At 63.0% G+C, this 18,470-nt stretch carries 16 protein-coding genes; 10 read left to right on the forward strand and 6 right to left on the reverse strand.

The window, feature by feature from the left end:
- Positions 1–2,406: DUF5801 repeats-in-toxin domain-containing protein (locus tag QMZ05_RS26705; RefSeq protein ID WP_353703468.1), on the forward strand; the 2,406-nt coding region annotated here is incomplete at its 5' end.
- A 108-nt stretch (positions 2,407–2,514) separates the two neighbouring features.
- Here QMZ05_RS26705 and QMZ05_RS26710 read toward each other — a convergent pair.
- From QMZ05_RS26710 to QMZ05_RS26720, 3 genes are all read right to left on the reverse strand, one after another.
- Positions 2,515–3,528, reverse strand: coding sequence for a transglutaminase-like cysteine peptidase (locus tag QMZ05_RS26710; protein WP_353703469.1), 1,014 nt, complete (start codon positions 3,526–3,528; stop codon positions 2,515–2,517).
- A gap of 218 nt (positions 3,529–3,746) precedes the next feature.
- The gene (locus QMZ05_RS26715; RefSeq protein ID WP_146992042.1) at positions 3,747–4,997 is read right to left on the reverse strand and encodes an HlyD family type I secretion periplasmic adaptor subunit; all 1,251 of its coding nucleotides are present in this window, start codon (positions 4,995–4,997) and stop codon (positions 3,747–3,749) included.
- Between the two features lie 12 nt (positions 4,998–5,009).
- Positions 5,010–7,163, reverse strand: coding sequence for a type I secretion system permease/ATPase (locus tag QMZ05_RS26720; protein ID WP_353703470.1), 2,154 nt, complete (start codon positions 7,161–7,163; stop codon positions 5,010–5,012).
- Here QMZ05_RS26720 and QMZ05_RS26725 point away from each other — a divergent pair.
- Entirely contained in the window at positions 7,163–7,366 is a 204-nt protein-coding gene (locus QMZ05_RS26725) for a hypothetical protein (protein ID WP_143201506.1), read from the forward strand. The genes QMZ05_RS26720 and QMZ05_RS26725 overlap by 1 nt on opposite strands.
- A gap of 63 nt (positions 7,367–7,429) precedes the next feature.
- On the opposite strand, the gene QMZ05_RS26730 is transcribed toward QMZ05_RS26725, so the two are convergent.
- The 3 genes from QMZ05_RS26730 to QMZ05_RS26740 form a co-directional block, all read right to left on the reverse strand.
- On the reverse strand, positions 7,430–9,145 hold the full coding sequence (locus tag QMZ05_RS26730; RefSeq protein WP_353703471.1) for a TolC family outer membrane protein: 1,716 nt from the start codon (positions 9,143–9,145) through the stop codon (positions 7,430–7,432).
- Between the two features lie 271 nt (positions 9,146–9,416).
- Positions 9,417–9,863 (reverse strand): hypothetical protein, encoded by a 447-nt coding sequence (locus tag QMZ05_RS26735; protein ID WP_353703472.1) that lies wholly within the window; start codon positions 9,861–9,863, stop codon positions 9,417–9,419.
- Between the two features lie 144 nt (positions 9,864–10,007).
- Positions 10,008–10,544 carry an NYN domain-containing protein gene (locus QMZ05_RS26740; RefSeq protein WP_353703473.1) on the reverse strand — a complete coding sequence of 179 codons (537 nt, stop codon included), beginning with the start codon at positions 10,542–10,544 and terminating at the stop codon, positions 10,008–10,010.
- Positions 10,545–11,051: 507 nt separating this feature from the next.
- Between QMZ05_RS26740 and QMZ05_RS26745 the strand changes: the two genes are divergently transcribed.
- From QMZ05_RS26745 to QMZ05_RS26780, 8 genes are all read left to right on the forward strand, one after another.
- Positions 11,052–11,786, forward strand: a complete 735-nt coding sequence (locus tag QMZ05_RS26745) for a hypothetical protein (protein WP_353703474.1) — start codon at positions 11,052–11,054, stop codon at positions 11,784–11,786.
- A gap of 78 nt (positions 11,787–11,864) precedes the next feature.
- Positions 11,865–13,367, forward strand: a complete 1,503-nt coding sequence (locus QMZ05_RS26750; protein WP_353703475.1) for a hypothetical protein — start codon at positions 11,865–11,867, stop codon at positions 13,365–13,367.
- Between the two features lie 382 nt (positions 13,368–13,749).
- Positions 13,750–13,965, forward strand: coding sequence for a hypothetical protein (locus QMZ05_RS26755; RefSeq protein ID WP_353703476.1), 216 nt, complete (start codon positions 13,750–13,752; stop codon positions 13,963–13,965).
- An 87-nt stretch (positions 13,966–14,052) separates the two neighbouring features.
- Positions 14,053–14,268: a hypothetical protein gene (locus QMZ05_RS26760; RefSeq protein ID WP_353703477.1), complete on the forward strand. Its 216-nt coding sequence runs from the start codon at positions 14,053–14,055 to the stop codon at positions 14,266–14,268.
- Positions 14,269–14,336: 68 nt separating this feature from the next.
- Entirely contained in the window at positions 14,337–14,843 is a 507-nt protein-coding gene (locus QMZ05_RS26765; protein ID WP_353703478.1) for an A24 family peptidase, read from the forward strand.
- Position 14,844: 1 nt separating this feature from the next.
- Positions 14,845–15,816, forward strand: a complete 972-nt coding sequence (cpaB, locus tag QMZ05_RS26770; RefSeq protein WP_353703479.1) for a Flp pilus assembly protein CpaB — start codon at positions 14,845–14,847, stop codon at positions 15,814–15,816.
- An 11-nt stretch (positions 15,817–15,827) separates the two neighbouring features.
- A complete protein-coding gene (locus tag QMZ05_RS26775) occupies positions 15,828–17,021 on the forward strand; it encodes a pilus assembly protein CpaE (RefSeq protein ID WP_353703480.1) in 1,194 nt (397 codons plus the stop codon).
- Positions 17,018–18,460 carry an ATPase, T2SS/T4P/T4SS family gene (locus QMZ05_RS26780; RefSeq protein ID WP_353703481.1) on the forward strand — a complete coding sequence of 481 codons (1,443 nt, stop codon included), beginning with the start codon at positions 17,018–17,020 and terminating at the stop codon, positions 18,458–18,460. Before QMZ05_RS26775 ends, QMZ05_RS26780 begins: the two co-directional genes overlap by 4 nt.
- Positions 18,461–18,470: the final 10 nt, after the last annotated feature.

The following is an 18,470-nucleotide window of genomic DNA, read 5'->3' on the forward strand; positions in this document are numbered from 1 at the left end:
GAGGCCTATCTGTCGGCTGCGACCAATGCGGGCATCAACGGCTCGACACCGGATGCGGTGCCGACCCAGGGCCATACGCTCGACAAGGAAAACTTCGCCGGCGCGTTCACGGTGGTGACCGGTGCGGACAATGCAACGACCGCCTATGCGCTGAGCATCTCGGCCAACGGGATCGCGACCAATCTGATCGACAGCGCCTCCGGTCTTGCCGTCGTGCTCGACCAAACCGGCAACACGATCTCCGGCTATGTCACCGGCCATGAAAACCAGGCGGCCTGGCTGGTGTTCACGCTGACGGTGAACACCGCCACCGGCGATGTGACCTTGACCCAGGATCGCGCGGTGCATGAGCTCACCGGCTCCAGCCCGGACACCCATGAGGGCATCAGCCTGACCGGCGGCCTGGTGACGCTGACGGCGACGGTCACCGACAAGGATGGTGACAGCGCCGCCCAGAACCTCGATCTGAGCACCCACGTCACGTTCCATGACGACGGCCCGTCAATCAAGCTGAGCGGGACGGTCGGTTCGCTGAACACCTACGAAGCGTATCTCTCGGCCTCGACCAATGCCGGCATCAACGGCTCGACGCCGGACGCGGTGCCGACCCAGGGCCATGCGCTGGACAAGGAGAGCTTCGCGGGCGCGTTCACGGTTGTCACGGGTGCCGACGGCGCGACCACGGCCTACGCGCTGAGCATCTCGGCCAACGGGATCGCGACCAATCTGATCGACAGCGCCTCGGGTCTCGGCGTCGTGCTCGACCAGACCGGCAACACCATCTCTGGCTACGTCATCGGCCATGAAAACCAGGCGGCCTGGCTGGTGTTCACGCTGACGGTCAACACCGCGACCGGCGACGTGACGCTGACACAGGACCGCGCGGTGCATGAAAACACCGCGTCGAGCCCGGATACCGGCGAAGGCATCAGCCTGACTGGCGGCCTGGTGACGCTGACGGCGACGGTGACCGACAAGGACGGCGACAGCGCCAGCCAGAACCTCGACCTCAGCACACATGTCACGTTCCACGACGACGGTCCGTCTTGGACGTCGGCAGAGCACGGCGTGCTTGCCAATCAGGCAGGCTTTAGCGTCACGGGAGATCTGCAATACATCACGGGCGCGGACGGTCTCGCGTCCCTCTACTTCACGGGCGTATCCCTGGATCCGCTACATCCGACAGCAACGACGATCCAGTCGGGTGGATTTGCGGTTTCGGAATATGTCGATGCGAGCGGCGTCCTGCATGGCGTTGCCAATGGGACGGACGTCTTTACCGTAACCCTCAATTCGGCAACCTCGACCTACTCGTTCGACCTCTTGCATACCCTCGATTCATATACGCCGCTGTCCGTCAATCCGGCCAATCTAGGTGGTTCCGGGCCGGTTTGGTTTGCCACATTGGCGGATACGACCGGCAATCCCGTAACCAATTTGACGGGCTACCACGCAACCCTATTCTTCGATGTCAATACCTGGTTCAACGAAACCCACGACACGCTGACGTTTTTCCAGCTGAGCCAGGATTTCGTCAACGCCAGTGCGTCAGGCGAGGGCGTCAGCAGCAACAACTTCAATACCGGCGATTTCATGCGCTTTGATTTTGGGTCTGTCGGCGACAACAGCAACGCCGATACTTGGACCTACGGCGCGGCACCTGGCGCTTCTTCTGTTGCAACGGGAAATCAGATCACATTCTCGGTCAAAGCGACCGGTGGTACGGCAATCATCGACTATGTCGTGCACAGCGTCGACGGCACGGTGACCCACGGCGTCTATGATTCGTCGATCAATGGAACCACGCTTACGGCCAACGGACACGGAAATATCGACTACGTGGAATTGTATGAGGTTTCCGGCAAGTCCAAGATCCTGTTGGCCGGAATTACGGAGCTCGTCAACAATGGTCAAACTGATGTCCCCTTTACCGTGGGTGTAAAGGACGGCGATGGAGACACGACTTCGGGCTCGTTTGATGTCAACGTCAATGGCGGAACGACCCTTACGGGCACTGCTGGAAATGACGTCATCGTCGCCGGAGCCAGCGCTGAAACGCTTACTGGTAATGGTGGGAACGACAAGTTCGTTCTCAATCTCTCGGCCCACTTTACCATCAGTGATTTCAACAGCGGCGACTTGGTCCTTCTCCACGTGGGCGGTCTAAACCTCCCGGCGGGCAGTTCAGATCCGCTCACGGCGAGCCAGTTCACGACATCGGCAACCACGGGCGGGACCGAGAACAACGCGACCGCCTGGAACGAGAGTGCAAGCACGAACAAGTTCTTCTTCAATAATACGACGCATGAGCTCTGGTACTCGGCAAATGGCACCGGCTCCGACAAGGTGGACCTCGCACATCTGAGCACCGGCGTGCCGGCGGCCGCGAACGTTCATATTTACTAGGCCAGGCTTGCAGCAAAACGAAAATCCGCGGAGGCGACTCCGCGGATTTCTTGTTGGATTGTCTTTAGAGTTTTCTCTTGATCGAAATTCGCCTTTGCTCGCGTGCCGTTACATGAGCACGGGCAGGAAGCCTGGAAGAGGGCTCGCTGCCTCGAGCGGCTCTACGCCGGTCCATTCGGAGTCTGCGGCATTGGCGGCCGCCGGCGCGGCGTCGAGCTCGTCGCCGAGCGGCAGCCGCTTGGCGTAGGGCGCGGCAAACAGCTGCACGCCACGCTCGTTGATCGCAAACATCGGCGTGAAGTTGGCGAGCTCGCCGTCGTCGATCAGCTCGGAGCGGCGGCTGTCCAGGATCAGCCAATGGCCATCCAGCCGCGCCGCCAGCACGGCATGATCCTGGCGGATGGCGCGATCGCGGCCCAGCACCAGGCGCAGCTCCTCGCGCGGGAAGCCGGCTTCGCTGAGCGCGATGTATTTCGCGATCGCGTAGTCCTCGCAATCGCCCTTGCCGGTGGCGAAGGTGGCGAGCGGCGCGGTCCAGCGGTCGGCCTCGCCGTACTGGGCGAAGTCGCTCACATAGCGGATCGCCTGGTTGACGGCGCGGTTGGCCTCATCGAGCCGGTCGCGTCCGGATTTGGCCTTGACCGCATTGATCAGGCGAAGGAACTGCGCGGCATTGGGCGGGCAGCCGGCCGCGTTCTCACGGCACTGCTCGAGCACGGTCCGCTCCCTGGCGAGATCGGATTCGAGGCCGCGCCATTTGCGCCACAAGCCGTTCTCCGGCGCGCGAAAGGTGAACAGGCCGAACGGCTCGGTGCCTTCGGGCGGAATCGGCTTCGCCGCCGGCAATGCGTCGGTCGCCGTATTCAGCGGCGTCAGCGAGGCGGTGCGAATGGCGTTCGGACCGCGGCCGCGCTGGCGGTCGAGCTTGGCCAGGACGTCGGTGATGGTGAAGAAGGTGGCAGGCGGGCGGTTCGACGCGGCATCCGACGCCGGCGCAAGCTCGCCGGCGGGAGCGCCGAAAGAGAGTTCGTCCGCGGCAAACGCGGACGGCGCAACGCAAAGACTTATTGAAAATGCAGCCACGGCCATGACGGCCGACGAAGCAAACTTCAGCGACTTCATATGACGTCCCCAATGCCGGGGACCGTCAACGTCTATGCGTCGATCTGCGTCCCCGCTGTTATCGGAACGGAGACTGGCGCCTTGGCCGCTTAAGCCGGGTTAAGTGGAGGGGCAGGCGCCGGGGATTGTCGGAAAGCGGTCAATTCAGGGTTTGCCGGATCGTTCGAAATTGAACGACCCGACGTCATGATCGGTTAACCACGGCTCGGTGGGCCGGATCAGCGCTCGCGCAGGGCCTCGTCACGCAGCAGGCGGGCGGGCTTCACGATGTAGTCCAGCACGGATTTCTCGCCGGTCAGGACTTCGACCGTGGTCACCATGCCGGGAATGATCGGCAGCGGATGCTGCTCGGTGCCGAGATGGTTCTTATCGGTGCGCACCATCACCCGATAGAAGGTTTCTTGACGCTCGGTCCTCTCCGCCTTGTCGTCGACGATCGTGTCGGCGCTGATGCGTTCGACCTTGCCCTTGAGCGATCCGTAGACCGAGGAGTCGTAAGCGCTGATCTTCACCACCGCGTCCTGGTTCGGACGGATGAAGGCGATGTCCTGGGGACGGATCCGGCCCTCGACCAGCAGCGTGTCGTCGAGCGGCACGATATCCATGAGGTTGGCGCCAGGCTGCACGACGGCACCAATGGTGCTGATGTTCAGCTTGTTGACGATGCCGTGGACCGGCGCCTTCAGATCGGTACGCCGCACCCGGTCCTGGGCGGATTTGATGTTCTCGTCGAGCACGGCGAGGTCGGCGCGCGATTTGGCGAGATCCTCATCGGCCTGCGAACGGAACGACGCCGTGATGTTTGCGATCTTCGACTGCGCTTCGGCGAGCTGTCCCTTCATCTCGGTGGCCTGCCGGTCAAGCCGCAGCATCTCGATCTCGGGCACCACCTTCTGCTCATAGAGCTTGCGGGTCAGGGTCTGCTCGCGTTCCAGAAGCTTCAGCGAGCCGGTGAGGCGGGTGACCTGCTGATTGAGCACGTCGATATCCTGCGCGACCTTCTGGCCCCGCATCTTGAACACGCTGGACTCGGTCGCAACGGCGGCGGGAACCATCTTGTCGAGATCGTCCGGGAAGGTGATCTCGCTTCGTCCGCGTGCCTCGGCGTCGAGGCGGGCCACCCGCGCCGCCATCGCCGCGCGGCGCTCGCGGATCTCGCCGAACTCGGAGGCGAACTTGGTATCGTCGATGCGCATCAGGGACTGCCCCTGCTGAACGATGTCGCCTTCGCGCACCAGGATGTCGCCGACGATGCCGCCTTCGAGCGATTGCACCACCTGCATCTGCCGCGACGGCACGACGCGGCCGCTGCCGCGCTTGACTTCGTCCAGCACGGCAAAATGCGCCCAGACCACAAATGTCGCCAGCAGCGCGCAGGACGTCCACAGCAGCATGCGGGAGGTGCGGGGCGTGCGCAGCAGCGCCGCGGACCGGATGTCGTTTGCAAACGCAAAATCGGAAGACGCCATAATATTCGCTCGTTATGCAGATTTCGGCTGGATCGTATTCTCGGGCGCAGGCGCCGCGGATGCGGGCTTGCCCTGGAGCAGGGCGAGCACCTTGTCGCGCGGGCCGTCGGCCACCAGGCGGCCGTTGTCAAACAGCAGCAGGCGATCGACCATGTTCAGCAATGACAGACGATGGGTCGAAATGATGATGGTCATGCGGTCGTCGCGCAGCCCCTTGAGCCGCTCGAGGAATTCCTGCTCGCTGCGAATGTCGAAATGCGCGGTCGGCTCGTCGAGGAAGAGCACGCGCGGCTTGCGGATCAGGACGCGCGCCAGTCCGATCGCCTGCTTCTGGCCGCCTGACAGGCTGCGGCCGCCCTCCGAGATGGGCATGTCATAGCCCATCGGGTGGCCGGCGATGAAGCTCTCGACGCCCGAGAGCCGCGCGGCAAGCAGGATTTCCTCGTCGGTCGCTTCCGGCTTGCCGAGGGCGATGTTGTCGCGCAGCTTGCCGTAGAACAGGTCGGTATCCTGCATCGCAAAGCCGATGCCGGCGCGCAGGTCCGAAGGATCGTATTGCCGCGAGTCGACGCCGTCGACCAAAATGCGGCCTTCCTTCGGCTCGTAGAATCCGAGCAGCAACCGGCCGACCGTGGTCTTGCCGGATCCGACCCGGCCGATGATGCCGACCTTTTCTCCGCCCTCGATCTTGAAGCTGACTTTCTCCAGCGCGTTGCCCGGCGCGTTGGGGTAGGCGAACGACACGTTCTCGAAGGCGATCTTGCCGTCGTCGATCCGTCTTGCGACATAGGACCGGGTCGGCGAGCGTTCGCGCTCGATCGACATGATGCGGTCGATTGCCTTGAGGGACGACAGCGTCTGCGTTCCCTTGGTGATGACGGAGGCGATGCCCGCGATCGGCGCCAGGATGCGGCCGGCGAGCATGTTTGCGGCGACCAGCGCGCCGACGCTCAGCTTGCCGTCGAGGATCAGGAAAATGCCGACGACGACGAGGAGCAGGCTGGTGATCTGCTGGGCGGTGCTCGCGCTGGTCAGCGACATCGACGACCAGAAGTGAACGTCCTCACCGGATCGGGCGGTCGCCGCGACCGAGCGTTCCCACAAGGTCTGCATCCGCGCCTCGGCGCCGGTCGCGCGGACGGTTTCGAGGCTTGACAGGGACTCGACGAGCACGCCGTGCCGGGCGGCGGATTCGGCCTGCAGGCGCTTCATCGCGCGATCGAGCGGCCGCTGCAGCAGGAAGCCGATCAGCATGACCAGCGGCAGCATGACCAGCGGGATCCAGGCCAGCGGCCCGGCGATGATGAACAGCACCCCGACGAACAGGATGGCGAACAGCAGGTCGGTCGCCGAAACCACGCTTCCGGACGTGAAGAATTCGCGCACCGAGTCGAAGTCGCGGAGCTGGTTGGCGATGATGCCGACCGAGGTCGGCCGCTGCGCCATCTTCACCGACATCACGTGCTCGAAGATGTTGGCGGCGAGCACGACGTCGATGGTCTTGCCGGTCACGTCGATCATGCGGCTGCGGACCATGCGGAAGATGAAATCGAAGACGATGCCGAGCCCCATGCCGATCGAGAGGGCGATCAGGGAGGGGATCGCCCCATTGGGGATGACGCGGTCGTAGACGCTCATCGTGAACAGCGGCGTCGCCAGCGCGAGGATGTTGGTCAGGAAGGCGGCGATCGCGATGTGTCCGTAGCTGCGCCAGTGCGTCTTCACCACCGACCAGAACCAGTGATTGTTGGGAATGCCTCCTGCGGCGACGGTGCGTGCGTCGGCCTGCGCGGCGCTTCTCACCAGGAACGCGTAGCCGGTATAGTCCGAGGCAAGCGAAGCGATGTCGGCGACGCGCGGGGCATTCGGCGTGGCCGGATCGACGATCTTGATCGTCTTGCTCGCTGCGTCCGTGCCGAGCAGGATGAGCGCAGAGCCGTTCTTCATGATCAGGACGGCCGGCAAGACCAGCGCAGGAATGTCCGAAATGTCGCGCTTGATGGCCTCGGTCTCCAGACCCGCGCGCCTTGCCGCGCGATCGTAGAGCGAAACGGACAGCCGCCCGTCTGTGATCGGAAGTCCGCCGAGGAGCGCTTCGCGGCTGACGGCGCGGCCGTGATGAGCAGCGAGAAAAGTCAGCGATGCGGTGAGGGGATCGTCGCCCAATGCACGCGGCCGAGCGGGCGCGGCAGGCTTCGAAGTTGCATCATCCGGCGAAGTGCGAACGGCGTCAGCCGCCGCGCTGGGGGTTCGAAACAACAACTGAAACCTCGACAACCAAAATGGAAATGCAGAAATCGCATTCGATGATTTCGGGCAGGCTACAACAAATGGCGAACAAAATCAGCGAAACTTGCTTTAAGTATTAATACGGGAATCGAAAGGGCCCCGTTTGGGGCCCTTCCGGAAGTCCTGATTCTGGTTGGCCGTTGCTATTGAGCGGAGCTCGGGAAGGCCGACAGCAGCCAGTGGGGCTTCGTCGAGGCATAGGAACTGGCATTCGCCGTGACCGACGGATCCGCGTAAATCACGTTCGGGCCGTCCGCAGCGCTGTTCTGCTGCTGCATCCATTCCGCGGAGCCCGGCACGGAAGCGGTCGTGGTCGAACCGGTGAACCGGTCGGCAAACCCGACATCCTTCGCCGGCTGGGCCGATGCATAGCCCCCCTTGTAACCCTTGGCCGGGCGCACCGTGGCGGTCGGGCCCGGAACGGCAACGTGCAGCGGCTCGGAGCCGGTTTGCGGCAGGTTCACGCGAAGGGTGGGAAACGAATAGCGCGGCAGGCCGATCGACAGCATGTCGGTGGGCGCGGCGTCGACCGGCGGAGGAGCCTTCAGATATTCGATCAGGGTGCCCATCGCGGCCAGCAGCTGATAGTCGGCGAAAACGACGACGCTGCGGGCGGAGGTGAGCGAGACCGATGCGTTGAAGAACTGGTTCTGTGCGTTGAGCAGGTCGATCAGGGAGCGCTGACCAAGCTCGTATTCTTTCTGGAAGGCCGCGATGGTCTTGCGGTCCGCTTCCAGCTGACGCGTCAGCGCCGCGATGCGCGTGGCCGTAATCGTACGGGCATTCCACGCCTTGTCGATCGATTCATAGGCGTCACGCTGCAGGCGCGCGTGGCGCATGGTGGCTTCGGTATAGCGCTCGGCCTTCTCCGACCTGTTCCAGGCGTCCTGGCCGCCGCGGAAGATGTCCCAGGACATCACCACCTTGCCGCTGTAATCCTCATGGGTCACGGCGGGATTTCCCGGTGCGGTCACGTACGGGAAGGAGTTGTCGTAGTGGGTCGCGCGTCCCTCAAGATAGAATTTGGGGCCGAACGTGCCGTCCGTGGCCTTGAACGCATGCTTGGCGGCGTCGGCGTCGGACTGGGCCGCCGCAATGGTCGAATTGAACCGCAGCGTGGTCGCCAGCGCTTCGTCGCGGCTGTGCGGCAGTCCGCCGAGCGGAGCGGGGAAGCGGACATTGATCGGCTCGAGACCGACAACCTTGCGATACTTCGCCCTGGCGTCATCGAGGCTGCGCTGGAATTCGGCGAGTGCCGCGCGCGCGCTCTCGACGCGCTCACGGGCTTGCTCGAGGTCGCCTTCGCCGGCGCGGCCGCCCGAGAAGCGGGAGTTCACGTTCGCAAAGATCTTTTCGTGGTTGGCGACGTTCTGCTGCGCGAGGCTCACCAGCCGCATGTAGCGCACGACGTCCATGTAGCCTTCGGCTGCGTCGAGGGCCAGCAGCTCGGTTCGTTCCTTGACGCGGGAGGCCGCCGCGTTTACGCGCGCGGTCTGACGCCAAACGTCATAGATCGAGGAGAAGCCGTCCCACAGCAGCTGGCGCACAACCACCGATTCCTGGCTGCCATTGCGCCAGGGTCCTGAACCAACCGTCGGTGTCTGCACGGTGTTGATAACGCCCGGAGGTTGATCGAATTTTTCCGGTCCGTAGCTGGCGTCGATGCGCACCTGCGGCAGCAGCGTGCTCTGCGTCTGTCTCAGCTCGCTTTCCGTCGCGCGGCGATTCGCGGAGGCTTCACCCACGCCGGGGTTCGTCTGCATTGCCTGGCGCAACGCGTCGTTAATAGAAAAAACCTCGGCACGCGCTGACGTTGCCGCCAGGCAGAGGCACGCGATGACCGTGTATGCCGATTTCATAATCCCCGCCCCTAACTCACAAAGATATTACGTAGAATCTGGCGAAGGCTAACAGCGGACGGTTTCGTAACCTATGACATTTCGGCCACACAACGGCTCTAAGTGGGGTCGGGGGATCGTGCGCCGGCTGACAAAGAAATTGAGATTTTTATTAAAATTCAATGTTTTGAGTGATACTCCTTGACCGCTGGGGCTGGTGCCCGCCGGCAACAACGGCGGTCGGAACCGGAGAGGTCAGTTAAGGTCGTCTTAACGCGCGGCGAGCTGCCGCCTACTGCTCGCGGCAAGTCGCCAGGTAGGTTGCAACCAAGGGCGCCGCCTTGGTGTCCGGCGAGGGGGCGGCCAATTGGCTGGTCAGCTTGTAGAGCGACTTGCTGGCGAAATAGAACCGGAAGATCTCGGCCGTGGACTCGTCCACGCGGGTCGCAAAGACCGATGCAGCAGTGCGGTGGGCGGCCGCAAAGACGTAGGTGGTGAGCTTGGCTCCCTTGCCTTCCGTCGCCACAGAGGTCCCCCAGGTGACCGAGAAGGTTTCGCCATCGATGACCACCGACGGCCGGACCGCATCCAGATCGTCGTCGGTCCACTGAACGTTGCCTGAGGGGCCAGCCTCAACCCGTTTGCCTCGCGGCGTGTCACAGGTGAACCTTGAAGGCTGAGCTATCGCTGCGCTTGTCGTCGCCAGCAACAACAAGACGCAGCCGACCGACCTCCACATTGGTGTTTCCCTCTGCAGTTGCGTTGGTTGGAATCATACTGGTGCCTCGGCCCGGCCGGCGCAACTCGGTGATGTACGGACATGCCGGCCAGGGTGCGCGCCGGTTTCCGGGCGATCGCGTTGGGATGTCGGAAGGCGCGTTCGTCACTCCGGCGCGATCGGATGCGCCGGACGCTCGATCGATGGCCTGAGGCTGTCGAGCTCGACGAACACGTCAGCGTGCCGGCGCAACTCATCGGCGACCATCGGAGGCTTCGTTCGAATGCTGGACACGACGGTGACGCGCACGCCCATCCGCCTGACGGCTTCGACAACGGCGCGCAAGTCACCATCGCCCGAGAACAGGAACGCATGGTCGATGCGGTGCGCGATTTCCAACGCGTCTACCGCGAGTTCGATACCGATGCTGCGCTTCATGCGCCGTCGTCCATCGCCGTCGTCGTGCTGCTTGGCTGCCTTTCTCCTGACCGCATACCCGTTGTAATCGAGCCAATCCACCAGCGGCCGGAGGCTGCTGAACTCGTCGTCGTCCCTCACCACCGTGTAGAAATATGCACGGACGATTTGCCCATGTTTGCCGAACTCCGCGAGCAGTCGCCGGAAATCGACCTCGAAGCCGAGACTCTTGACGGTGGTGTGCAGATTCGCACCGTCGATGAAGAGTGCAATACGATCGGTCATCTCAAGTCCCCATGAGGCCCCGGATCAGTTGCTGTACGCTTTGGTTCTAAAATTCCTCGAGCGCCGGGTGGGGGAGCGCCCTCATTGAAATGGCTAATCCTAGAACATGGAGCCCGCGGGGAAGAAGCGGAAAGTTTCAACATCGCCGATACGATTCTCTCATCCGGCAGCTGCTGATCCGATCGCGGGCCGGAGCGACGCGAGCCGATTTTCATAGCGGGGCCAACCTGATCGTGCGCGCATTGATAAGGCGCCGGTCGAGCGACCGGACCGAACCTCGCCTGCGGCCGTAGCGGTCGTAACTGAGCAAGAGCGCCGCCGTCCGCGCGCCGGCGATGCCTGCGTCGTCGGGGCGCGTGCCGGCATCAGGCAATGGTGCGGCGCAATCACACTGACGAGCAGCCGCCCGCAAGGTGATCATTGCGCCGCCAATGAAACTACATCTAAAATGATTGCAGTGTACCGACGCTGTTTCGCGCCGATGCGATATTTCGAGATACCACTTTTTTGCAGATATTATTTTTTATCGATACGAGCTTCGGATCGCTCGGTTTGGAGCACCATCAACAGCAGCAGGCGCCAACGGCGCAGGCATCACGCTGCGCGCGCGGCTCGACGGGCGCGGAGGCGGCTCGCGCTGGCAGGCTTGCAGCGACCGATGCGCAAACGCGAGCCGCGGTCGAGGAGCGGCGCGGCGAGACTTGGCCAGAGCGCGCCAGATGCCTGGCCGTTCTCTCGCTCTGCATTCTACTGTCCTGTTGCGGGGCGGCTCGCCAGGCTGTCGAAAGGGAGGGGGATCCGGCGACGGCGAGCGCAACGGAGCCGACGCCGGACACGGCAACCGCGGCAGCCAAGGTTGCGGAAACCGTCAACCTCAACGGCGCGCTCGCGGAATGCCGCAGCGCGTTTCCGGATCAGATCGCGCAGGCGGTGGCGCGGACGTCATGCGTGATCAAGGCGACCGATCTTGTCCGGCCGATGCTGCCGTTTCCTGAACTACTCGACCGGGAGAACACGCTGCGCAAGGCGCTGGCCGAGCAGGTGCAGGCAAGGACAATGTCCCTGCTCGAGCGAAACGTCCAGATCCAGAAGGTCCATGCGCAGCTGCTCGATGAAGAGCGCAGCAGGCTACCAGCGGCGCCGGCCGACGCGAGCAAGCCGCCGGCGGCGGTCACGCAATGGCGACAATCCAACCCTGAGGGGTGTGGCCGGCTCGGAGGCGACGCTGCGACCTGTTTTTGAAGAGAGCGATTTCTGGGGATTGCTGGGTTGCGCCCAGCGGTCCGAGTCGACGATGATCGGCAGCGAGGGACAGAAAGCATGCAGTCAAGCAGTAACTCACTTCAGGTGGGGAGCGAGACCGGGCCGGCCGTGAATTCTGGGCGCAGCGATTACCTTCGGCCCTGGTTGCCGCTCTTGCTCGCTGCGACGGCCTATCTCACGATCATCGGCAGGGGCACTTTCCTGCTGAAGGATGCCGACATCTATTGGCATATCCTGGTCGGCCAGTGGATCGTTGATCATCGTGCCGTGCCTCACGCCGATATGTTCTCCTTCACGATGCACGGTGCACCCTGGATAACCAGTGAGTGGCTCTCCGAAGTCCTTTATTTTGCAGCCTACAAACTGGCCGGATGGACGGGGCCGGTGATGCTGGCGGCGCTGTCAGCGTCGGCCGCGTACTACCTGCTTGCGCTCCTGCTCCTGAAAAGACTGCCGAACATACCGGCCGCGATCCTGGCGTCGGCTGCAATCGTCATGACGTCGTTCCACGTGTTCACCCGTCCGCATGTGCTGATCTTTCCCCTGATGGTGGTGTGGGCTGACGCGCTGGTCAGAGCCAGCGAAGAGCGACGGGCGCCTTCCTTGGTCTATCTCCCGCTCGTCACGCTTTGGGCCAACCTCCACGGAAGCTTCGTGCTGGCCTTGGCGCTGATCGGGCCGTTCGCCGTGGAGGCGCTCTGGATGTCGGGTCAATCGGACCGCATCAGGATTGCAGTCCAATGGATTCGATTTGGGGTGCTGGCGCTTGCGGCCGCTTGCATCACCCCGTATGGGCCGGAATCGATGCTGGTCATCGGGCGCATTATGCGACTGGGAGGCGCTCTCGCTCATATTGGCGAGTGGCAACCCCTGGACTTCAGTACCTTGAGTACGGTCACACCATGTCTGCTAGCGGGCCTTGCCTACCTGCTTTACAGCGGGCTCAAGCTCCCTCCGATCAGGATCGCGACGCTCCTGGCGGTGGTCTATCAGATGCTCGTCCACGTGCGGTATGTCGACGTCTTTGCACTGGTTGCGCCATTCTTCGTTGCCAGTCCGTTGGCGCAACACCTGTCATGGGCCAAGTTGCAGCACGATCGGAAAGTGGTCGCCCCAAAGCGCTCAACGGTGATCGCAACGATTGCTGCTCTCGTCATCGCCAGTGGGGCGATGATCGCCGTAAAGGACCCCACGCCACCGCTCGTGCCGCGCGCCGCGGTTGAGAAGCTGAAGGAGCAGGGCGCGGAACGCGTCCTCAACGCCTACTTCTTCTGCGGATACCTGATGTTCCAGAACATTCCGGTGTTCATTGATTCGCGCGCTGAACTGTACGGAGGGGCCTTTCTCGATCGCTACGTGAATGCCATCTCGCTGTTTGATGTGGCGGATTTCGTCAAATTGCTCGATGAATACAAGATCGACGCAACGCTGCTGTCTCCGTCGGCGCCGGCGGTGGGGCTGCTCGATCGGCTGCCGGAGTGGCAGCGGGCCTATGCCGATGACCTCGCTGTCGTCCATGTTCGGCGACAGCCGCCGGACAATCCGGATTCCCGGAAATAACCAGCTTGCCCGCCATTCTCCGACCTGCTCCCGGCAAAATTGCCTTTGGCCGCTTCGCGAACTGGGAAATGCGGCCGGCTCGGAGGGCTGCTCCGGCGATCGCGCCGGGCCGGTCGCTAGACCGTATTCGTACGGAGCAGTCGATCTGAAACGTCATGAAGCGCTGAAACCCCTATATTTAAAGGGTTTGGTGCGACTGCGTTCCGGACATCGTGTCAGCAGCGGGCACCAGCCGCTTCGCCAGTAGGGTTAATGAAGGATTACCAAGTGACAGCTTTCTCGCAAGAGACTATAAGCAAAATCTAGTTGGAACCGGGTTTTACCGGCCAACCGTCGCGTAAATTAATTGTAAATGCATTCGCCACAAAAGGGATATTTTCCTATGCTGAAGCTCTATATCCAGACCACCGAAGCCTTCAAGCGTCTTGCCTCGGACAAGGACGGCGTTGTGTCGTTCGAATACGTGATCGTCGCCGCCTGCGTCGTCGCCGCCGTCGCCGCGGCATTCGGAACCGGCACCACGACCGGCATCGGCTCGGCGCTGAGCACCGCGATCAGCACGATCACCACCAACGTCACCAATGCGGTCTCGGCCTGATCCGAGCATCGACGGCGTTGGCAGACTCTTTCTGCCAACAGTCGTCAACCGGATGGCGATGTTGGCAAGGTAGAGGAGGCATTCTCCATGTTGCGTTGCTCGATCAAGGCCAGAGATGCGTTGTGGCGCCTGCGCACGGACAAGGACGGCGTTGTGTCGTTCGAGTACGTGATCGTCGCCGCTTGCATCGTCGCCGCGGTTGCTGCCGCGTTCGGTACAGACGCTACGACCGGTATCGGTTCTGCGCTGTCCAGTGCGATCAGCACCATCGCGACCGCCGTTATCAACGCGGCGTCTGCTTAAGCAGAGAAGATCTCGCTTCGGCGGCGGGCATTATTCTATGCCCCCGCTACTTCTGAGGCGTATATTTTATGAATTGGATTGCGTCCACGACCTCGTGTCTGGAAATCGCATTGTTGTTCTATGTCGCAACGATCGATATCGCGACACGGTTGATCCGAAACGAAGTTTGCCTGGCGCTGGCGTTCCTCGGGATCGTCGGTCAATTGGCCGGTCCGATGCAGATTGGGCAGTCGCTGGTCGTTGCTGCAATCCTGTTTCTGGTGCTCTTCGTGGTGTACCAGCGCGGAATGATCGGCGGCGGCGATGTCAAGCTGCTGGTTGCCTTGGCGATCGGTCTCCCGCTCGCCGGCGTGATTGAGTTGCTGACCGTAACTGCATTGGCCGGTGGCGCTCTGGCCGCAGTCCATTTGATGATGCGCCGTCTGCCATATCCGAGGCTGGCGCCCGCCGGATCCTCGCTTGCGCGAAGGGTCTACGCGGTCGAGCGTTGGCGTCATTTGAGACATGCACCGCTGCCCTATGGGGTGGCCATCGCATGCGGCGGTATTTGGGCTATTTTGAGCAAAGGATTTTGACATGTCGTCCGCTTTGCGCGTCTCGATCATTATGGTGCTGCTGCTCGCGGCTACGGCACTCGGGATCATTGCCTATAACGCGAACCACAAGGACCAGGTTGCGGAGATGGTCGCCGAAAAGCCGGCGCCAGCGCCAGCAGCGGCGCCGGCGACCGTCGGCTACTTCGTTGCGACGCGTCCGCTGTCGAAAGGAACGCTGGCGCGGGACGAGGATTTCTCCGTGCGCCAGGCGGCGCCGAACCGTGTCCCGGCAGGCGCGATCCTCGAAACGCCTGACAGCAAGGCCGGACTTCCCGGTTCTCTGGTTCGCAAGTTCGTCGACGCCGGCAACGCCATTACCCTGGATGACATCCTGCGTCCGAAGGATCGGGGCTTCCTCGCTAGCGTTCTGGCGCCGGACAGCCGCGCGATCAGCATCAAGGTTGACGAGGAGACCGGCGTCTCGGGTCTGATCAGGCCGGGCGACAATGTCGACGTGGTGTTGACCCAGGTCTTCGAGAAGGCAGACCCGGTGAAGCGCGCCGTCAGCGAAACCGTTCTGTCCAATGTGCGCGTCATCGCGATCGATCAGGAGATCGCACAGGGCGGGCGCCCCGTCAGCAACACCGTCGTCGGCAAGACCGCGCAAACCGTGTCGCTGGAGCTTAAGCCGGAGCAGGTGAAGAAGGTCGCCGTTGCAAAGCAGCTTGGCACGCTGTCGCTGGTCGTCCGCGCTGCGGCCGAGCAGTGGGACAAGGCCGACACCGGTGCGACATCGAGCTGCGATGTCTCGCCCGAGCTGGCGCGCCAGAGTGCGGTTGCCGGCCAGAGCACCACGGTGGCGATTTATTCCGCCAGCGGCATGAAGCAATACTCGGTCAGGAAGCAGGATGTGGATGACGACTACCGTGCAGGCTGCGACGGGCCATCCCCGCTCGAGGCTCAGACGACAGCGGCAGCAAGCGACACTGTCAAAGGGGCGGAGAAACGTTGATGAGTGTGAACATGGCAGTGGTTGATCAGCCCGAAGAGACGACGACGTCCCTTGTTGCGCGTAACCGTATCGTCTGCTTCGTGAACGACGAACTGAGCGCGGCAGCCCTGCGCAAGGGTCTGGACGGCAGCAATCTGGTGATCCGGCGTGGCACCATCCGACATGCGACGCGGATGCTCGAGACCGACACCGATCTTTACGCGCTGGTGACCGACATCAGCGGGCTGGATGATCCCTTCACCGAGCTGGAACGCCTCGCCAGCGTCTGTCCGCCCGACGTGAAGGTGGCCCTGATCGGCGATAACAGGGAGATCACCTTCTACCGCGAACTGATGGAGATCGGCCTTACCGAGTATCTTCCGACGCCGATCACGCGGGATATCGTGCTGGACCAGCTGCGTCCGAAGCTGATCGGCGACGCCGCGCCCATCCAGAACGACCGTGGCGGGCACGTGGTCTCGATCTGCGGTGCGCAGGGCGGCGCCGGCGCAACCAGCATCGCGATCAACCTCGCGATACAACTGGCAGAGACCACCAAGGCCAAGGTGGCGCTGCTCGACCTGCATCTGCAGAATGGCGAAACTGCGGTGATGCTGGGTGTCCGTCCGGGACCCGGCCTTCGCATTGCCCTTGAAAATCCGATGCGGGCCGACACGCTGTTTCTGGAGCGGGCGGCAATCGAGGTGAACGATCGGGTTTGCTTGATCGCCGGCGACGAAGATCTCGATGCCAAGCTCGACATCACCGAGGCGGGCGTGCGGCACGTGCTGGGCTTGCTGCGCCAGCGGTTCAACTACGTCGTGGTCGACGTGCCGGTGCCGTTCCCGGCATCGATCTATCCGGTGATTCAGATGTCGCGGCACGTGATGGTGCTGCTGGAAGCCGAGGTCACCGGCCTGCGCAACGCGCACGCGCTGCGCAACGCCGTCACCAACATCGCCGGCAAGGACCGGGTCTTCACGTTGCTCAACCGTGCCGGCCGGCCTGGCGGCTTGCCCAGGGCGACGATCGTCAAGGCGCTTGGCGCCGAGCCCGACATGGTGATCCCCGATCTCGGCAAGGGAATGACCCAGGCGGTCAACCTCGGGGTTCCCGCGCTCAAGCATGTATCCGGGTTGCGGCGTCACCTGGCTCCGATCGTACGGGAGATCACCGGCGTCGGCGCCAACAAGAAGGCCGGGTGGAAGAGGTGGCTTGGGCTATGAAAAAGTTCGGCAGGCGCGCAGACGAAATGCCGGTGCGGATGCCTGGTGCGGTGCTTGTCCCGCCGCCGCCGGTAGCAAGCGTGCAGCCGGTCCCGCCACCCTTGCCGGCGGCGGAACCCAGTGTGGCGCCGGTGGCGACCAGCCTGTTAGCGTCCGCGCCGAAGCACGACGGGCCTTCGCAGCACCCGGTGATGCCGGCATCGCTGCGCGAACGGGTGATCGAGCAGATCGAGCCGTCGGTGGCGACGACCGTGTCCCGCGACGTCCTGCGCCGGCAGATCGAGGAGATCATCCACGGCATCGCCAACCAGGAGCGGCTGGAGCTGTCGGGCCGCGAGCAGCTCTTCCTGGCGGAGGAAATCGCCGACGACATGACCGGCTACGGGCCGCTTCGTCCGCTGCTGCTCGACGAGACGATCAACGACATCATGATCAACGGGCCGAGCAACGTCTATGTCGAGCGGGCCGGCAAGCTGGAGCGCGTGGCGGTCCGGTTTCGCGACAATGACCACATCGCCCAGGTCGCACAGAAGATTGCCGCGCAGGTCGGCCGGCGCGTCGACGAATCCAGTCCGATGGTCGATTGCCGTCTCCCGGACGGCAGTCGCGTCAACATCATCCTGCCGCCCCTGTCGGTCCATAGCCCCTGCATCTCGATCCGAAAATTCCCGAGCAGGCGCCTTAACATCGTTGGCATGATCGAGAACGGCTCGATGACGCCTGCGATCGGGCAGCTGCTGGAGATCGCGTCCCGCTGCCGGCTCAATGTCCTGGTTTCCGGCGGCACCGGCTCCGGCAAGACGACGCTGCTCAACGCGATGAGCCAGTTCATCGATCACAGCGAGCGCATCGTCACGATCGAGGACGCGGCCGAGCTCCAGCTGCAGCAGCCGCATGTGATCAGCCTGGAGACGCGGCCTCCGAGCCTCGAAGGCACGGGACAGGTCAATCAGCGCGATCTGTTGTGGAACGCGTTGCGTATGCGGCCGGACCGCATCGTCGTGGGCGAAGTCCGCGGCGCCGAGGCATTCGACATGCTGCAGGCGATGAACACCGGCCATGACGGATCGATCTCCACCGTGCATGCCAACAGCACGCGCGATGCCCTGACCCGCGTGGAAAACATGGTGCAGATGGGGCAAGTCAATCTGCCGTCGCGCGCCATTCGCTCCCAGATCGTCGCCGCGCTGGATATCATCGTGCAGGTCGAGCGCATGCGCGACGGCCAGCGCCGCATCGTGCAGGTCAGCGAGGTGATCGGCCTCGAAGGCGAAGTGATCACCACCAACGACATTGCGCTGTTCGAGTACAAGGACGAGGACATCCACGGGCGGATATCGGGCACCTACAGGTCGACCAACGCGGTCCCGAAATTCAAGAGCCGCCTCGTCTATTACGGGCTTGATAGGGCCTGGGCCGAGGCGATGAGGCAGATCTGATGTCGACACC

Origin of the sequence: Bradyrhizobium sp. INPA03-11B (assembly GCF_040446015.1) — a bacterium.
Classification (GTDB): domain Bacteria; phylum Pseudomonadota; class Alphaproteobacteria; order Rhizobiales; family Xanthobacteraceae; genus Bradyrhizobium; species Bradyrhizobium macuxiense_A.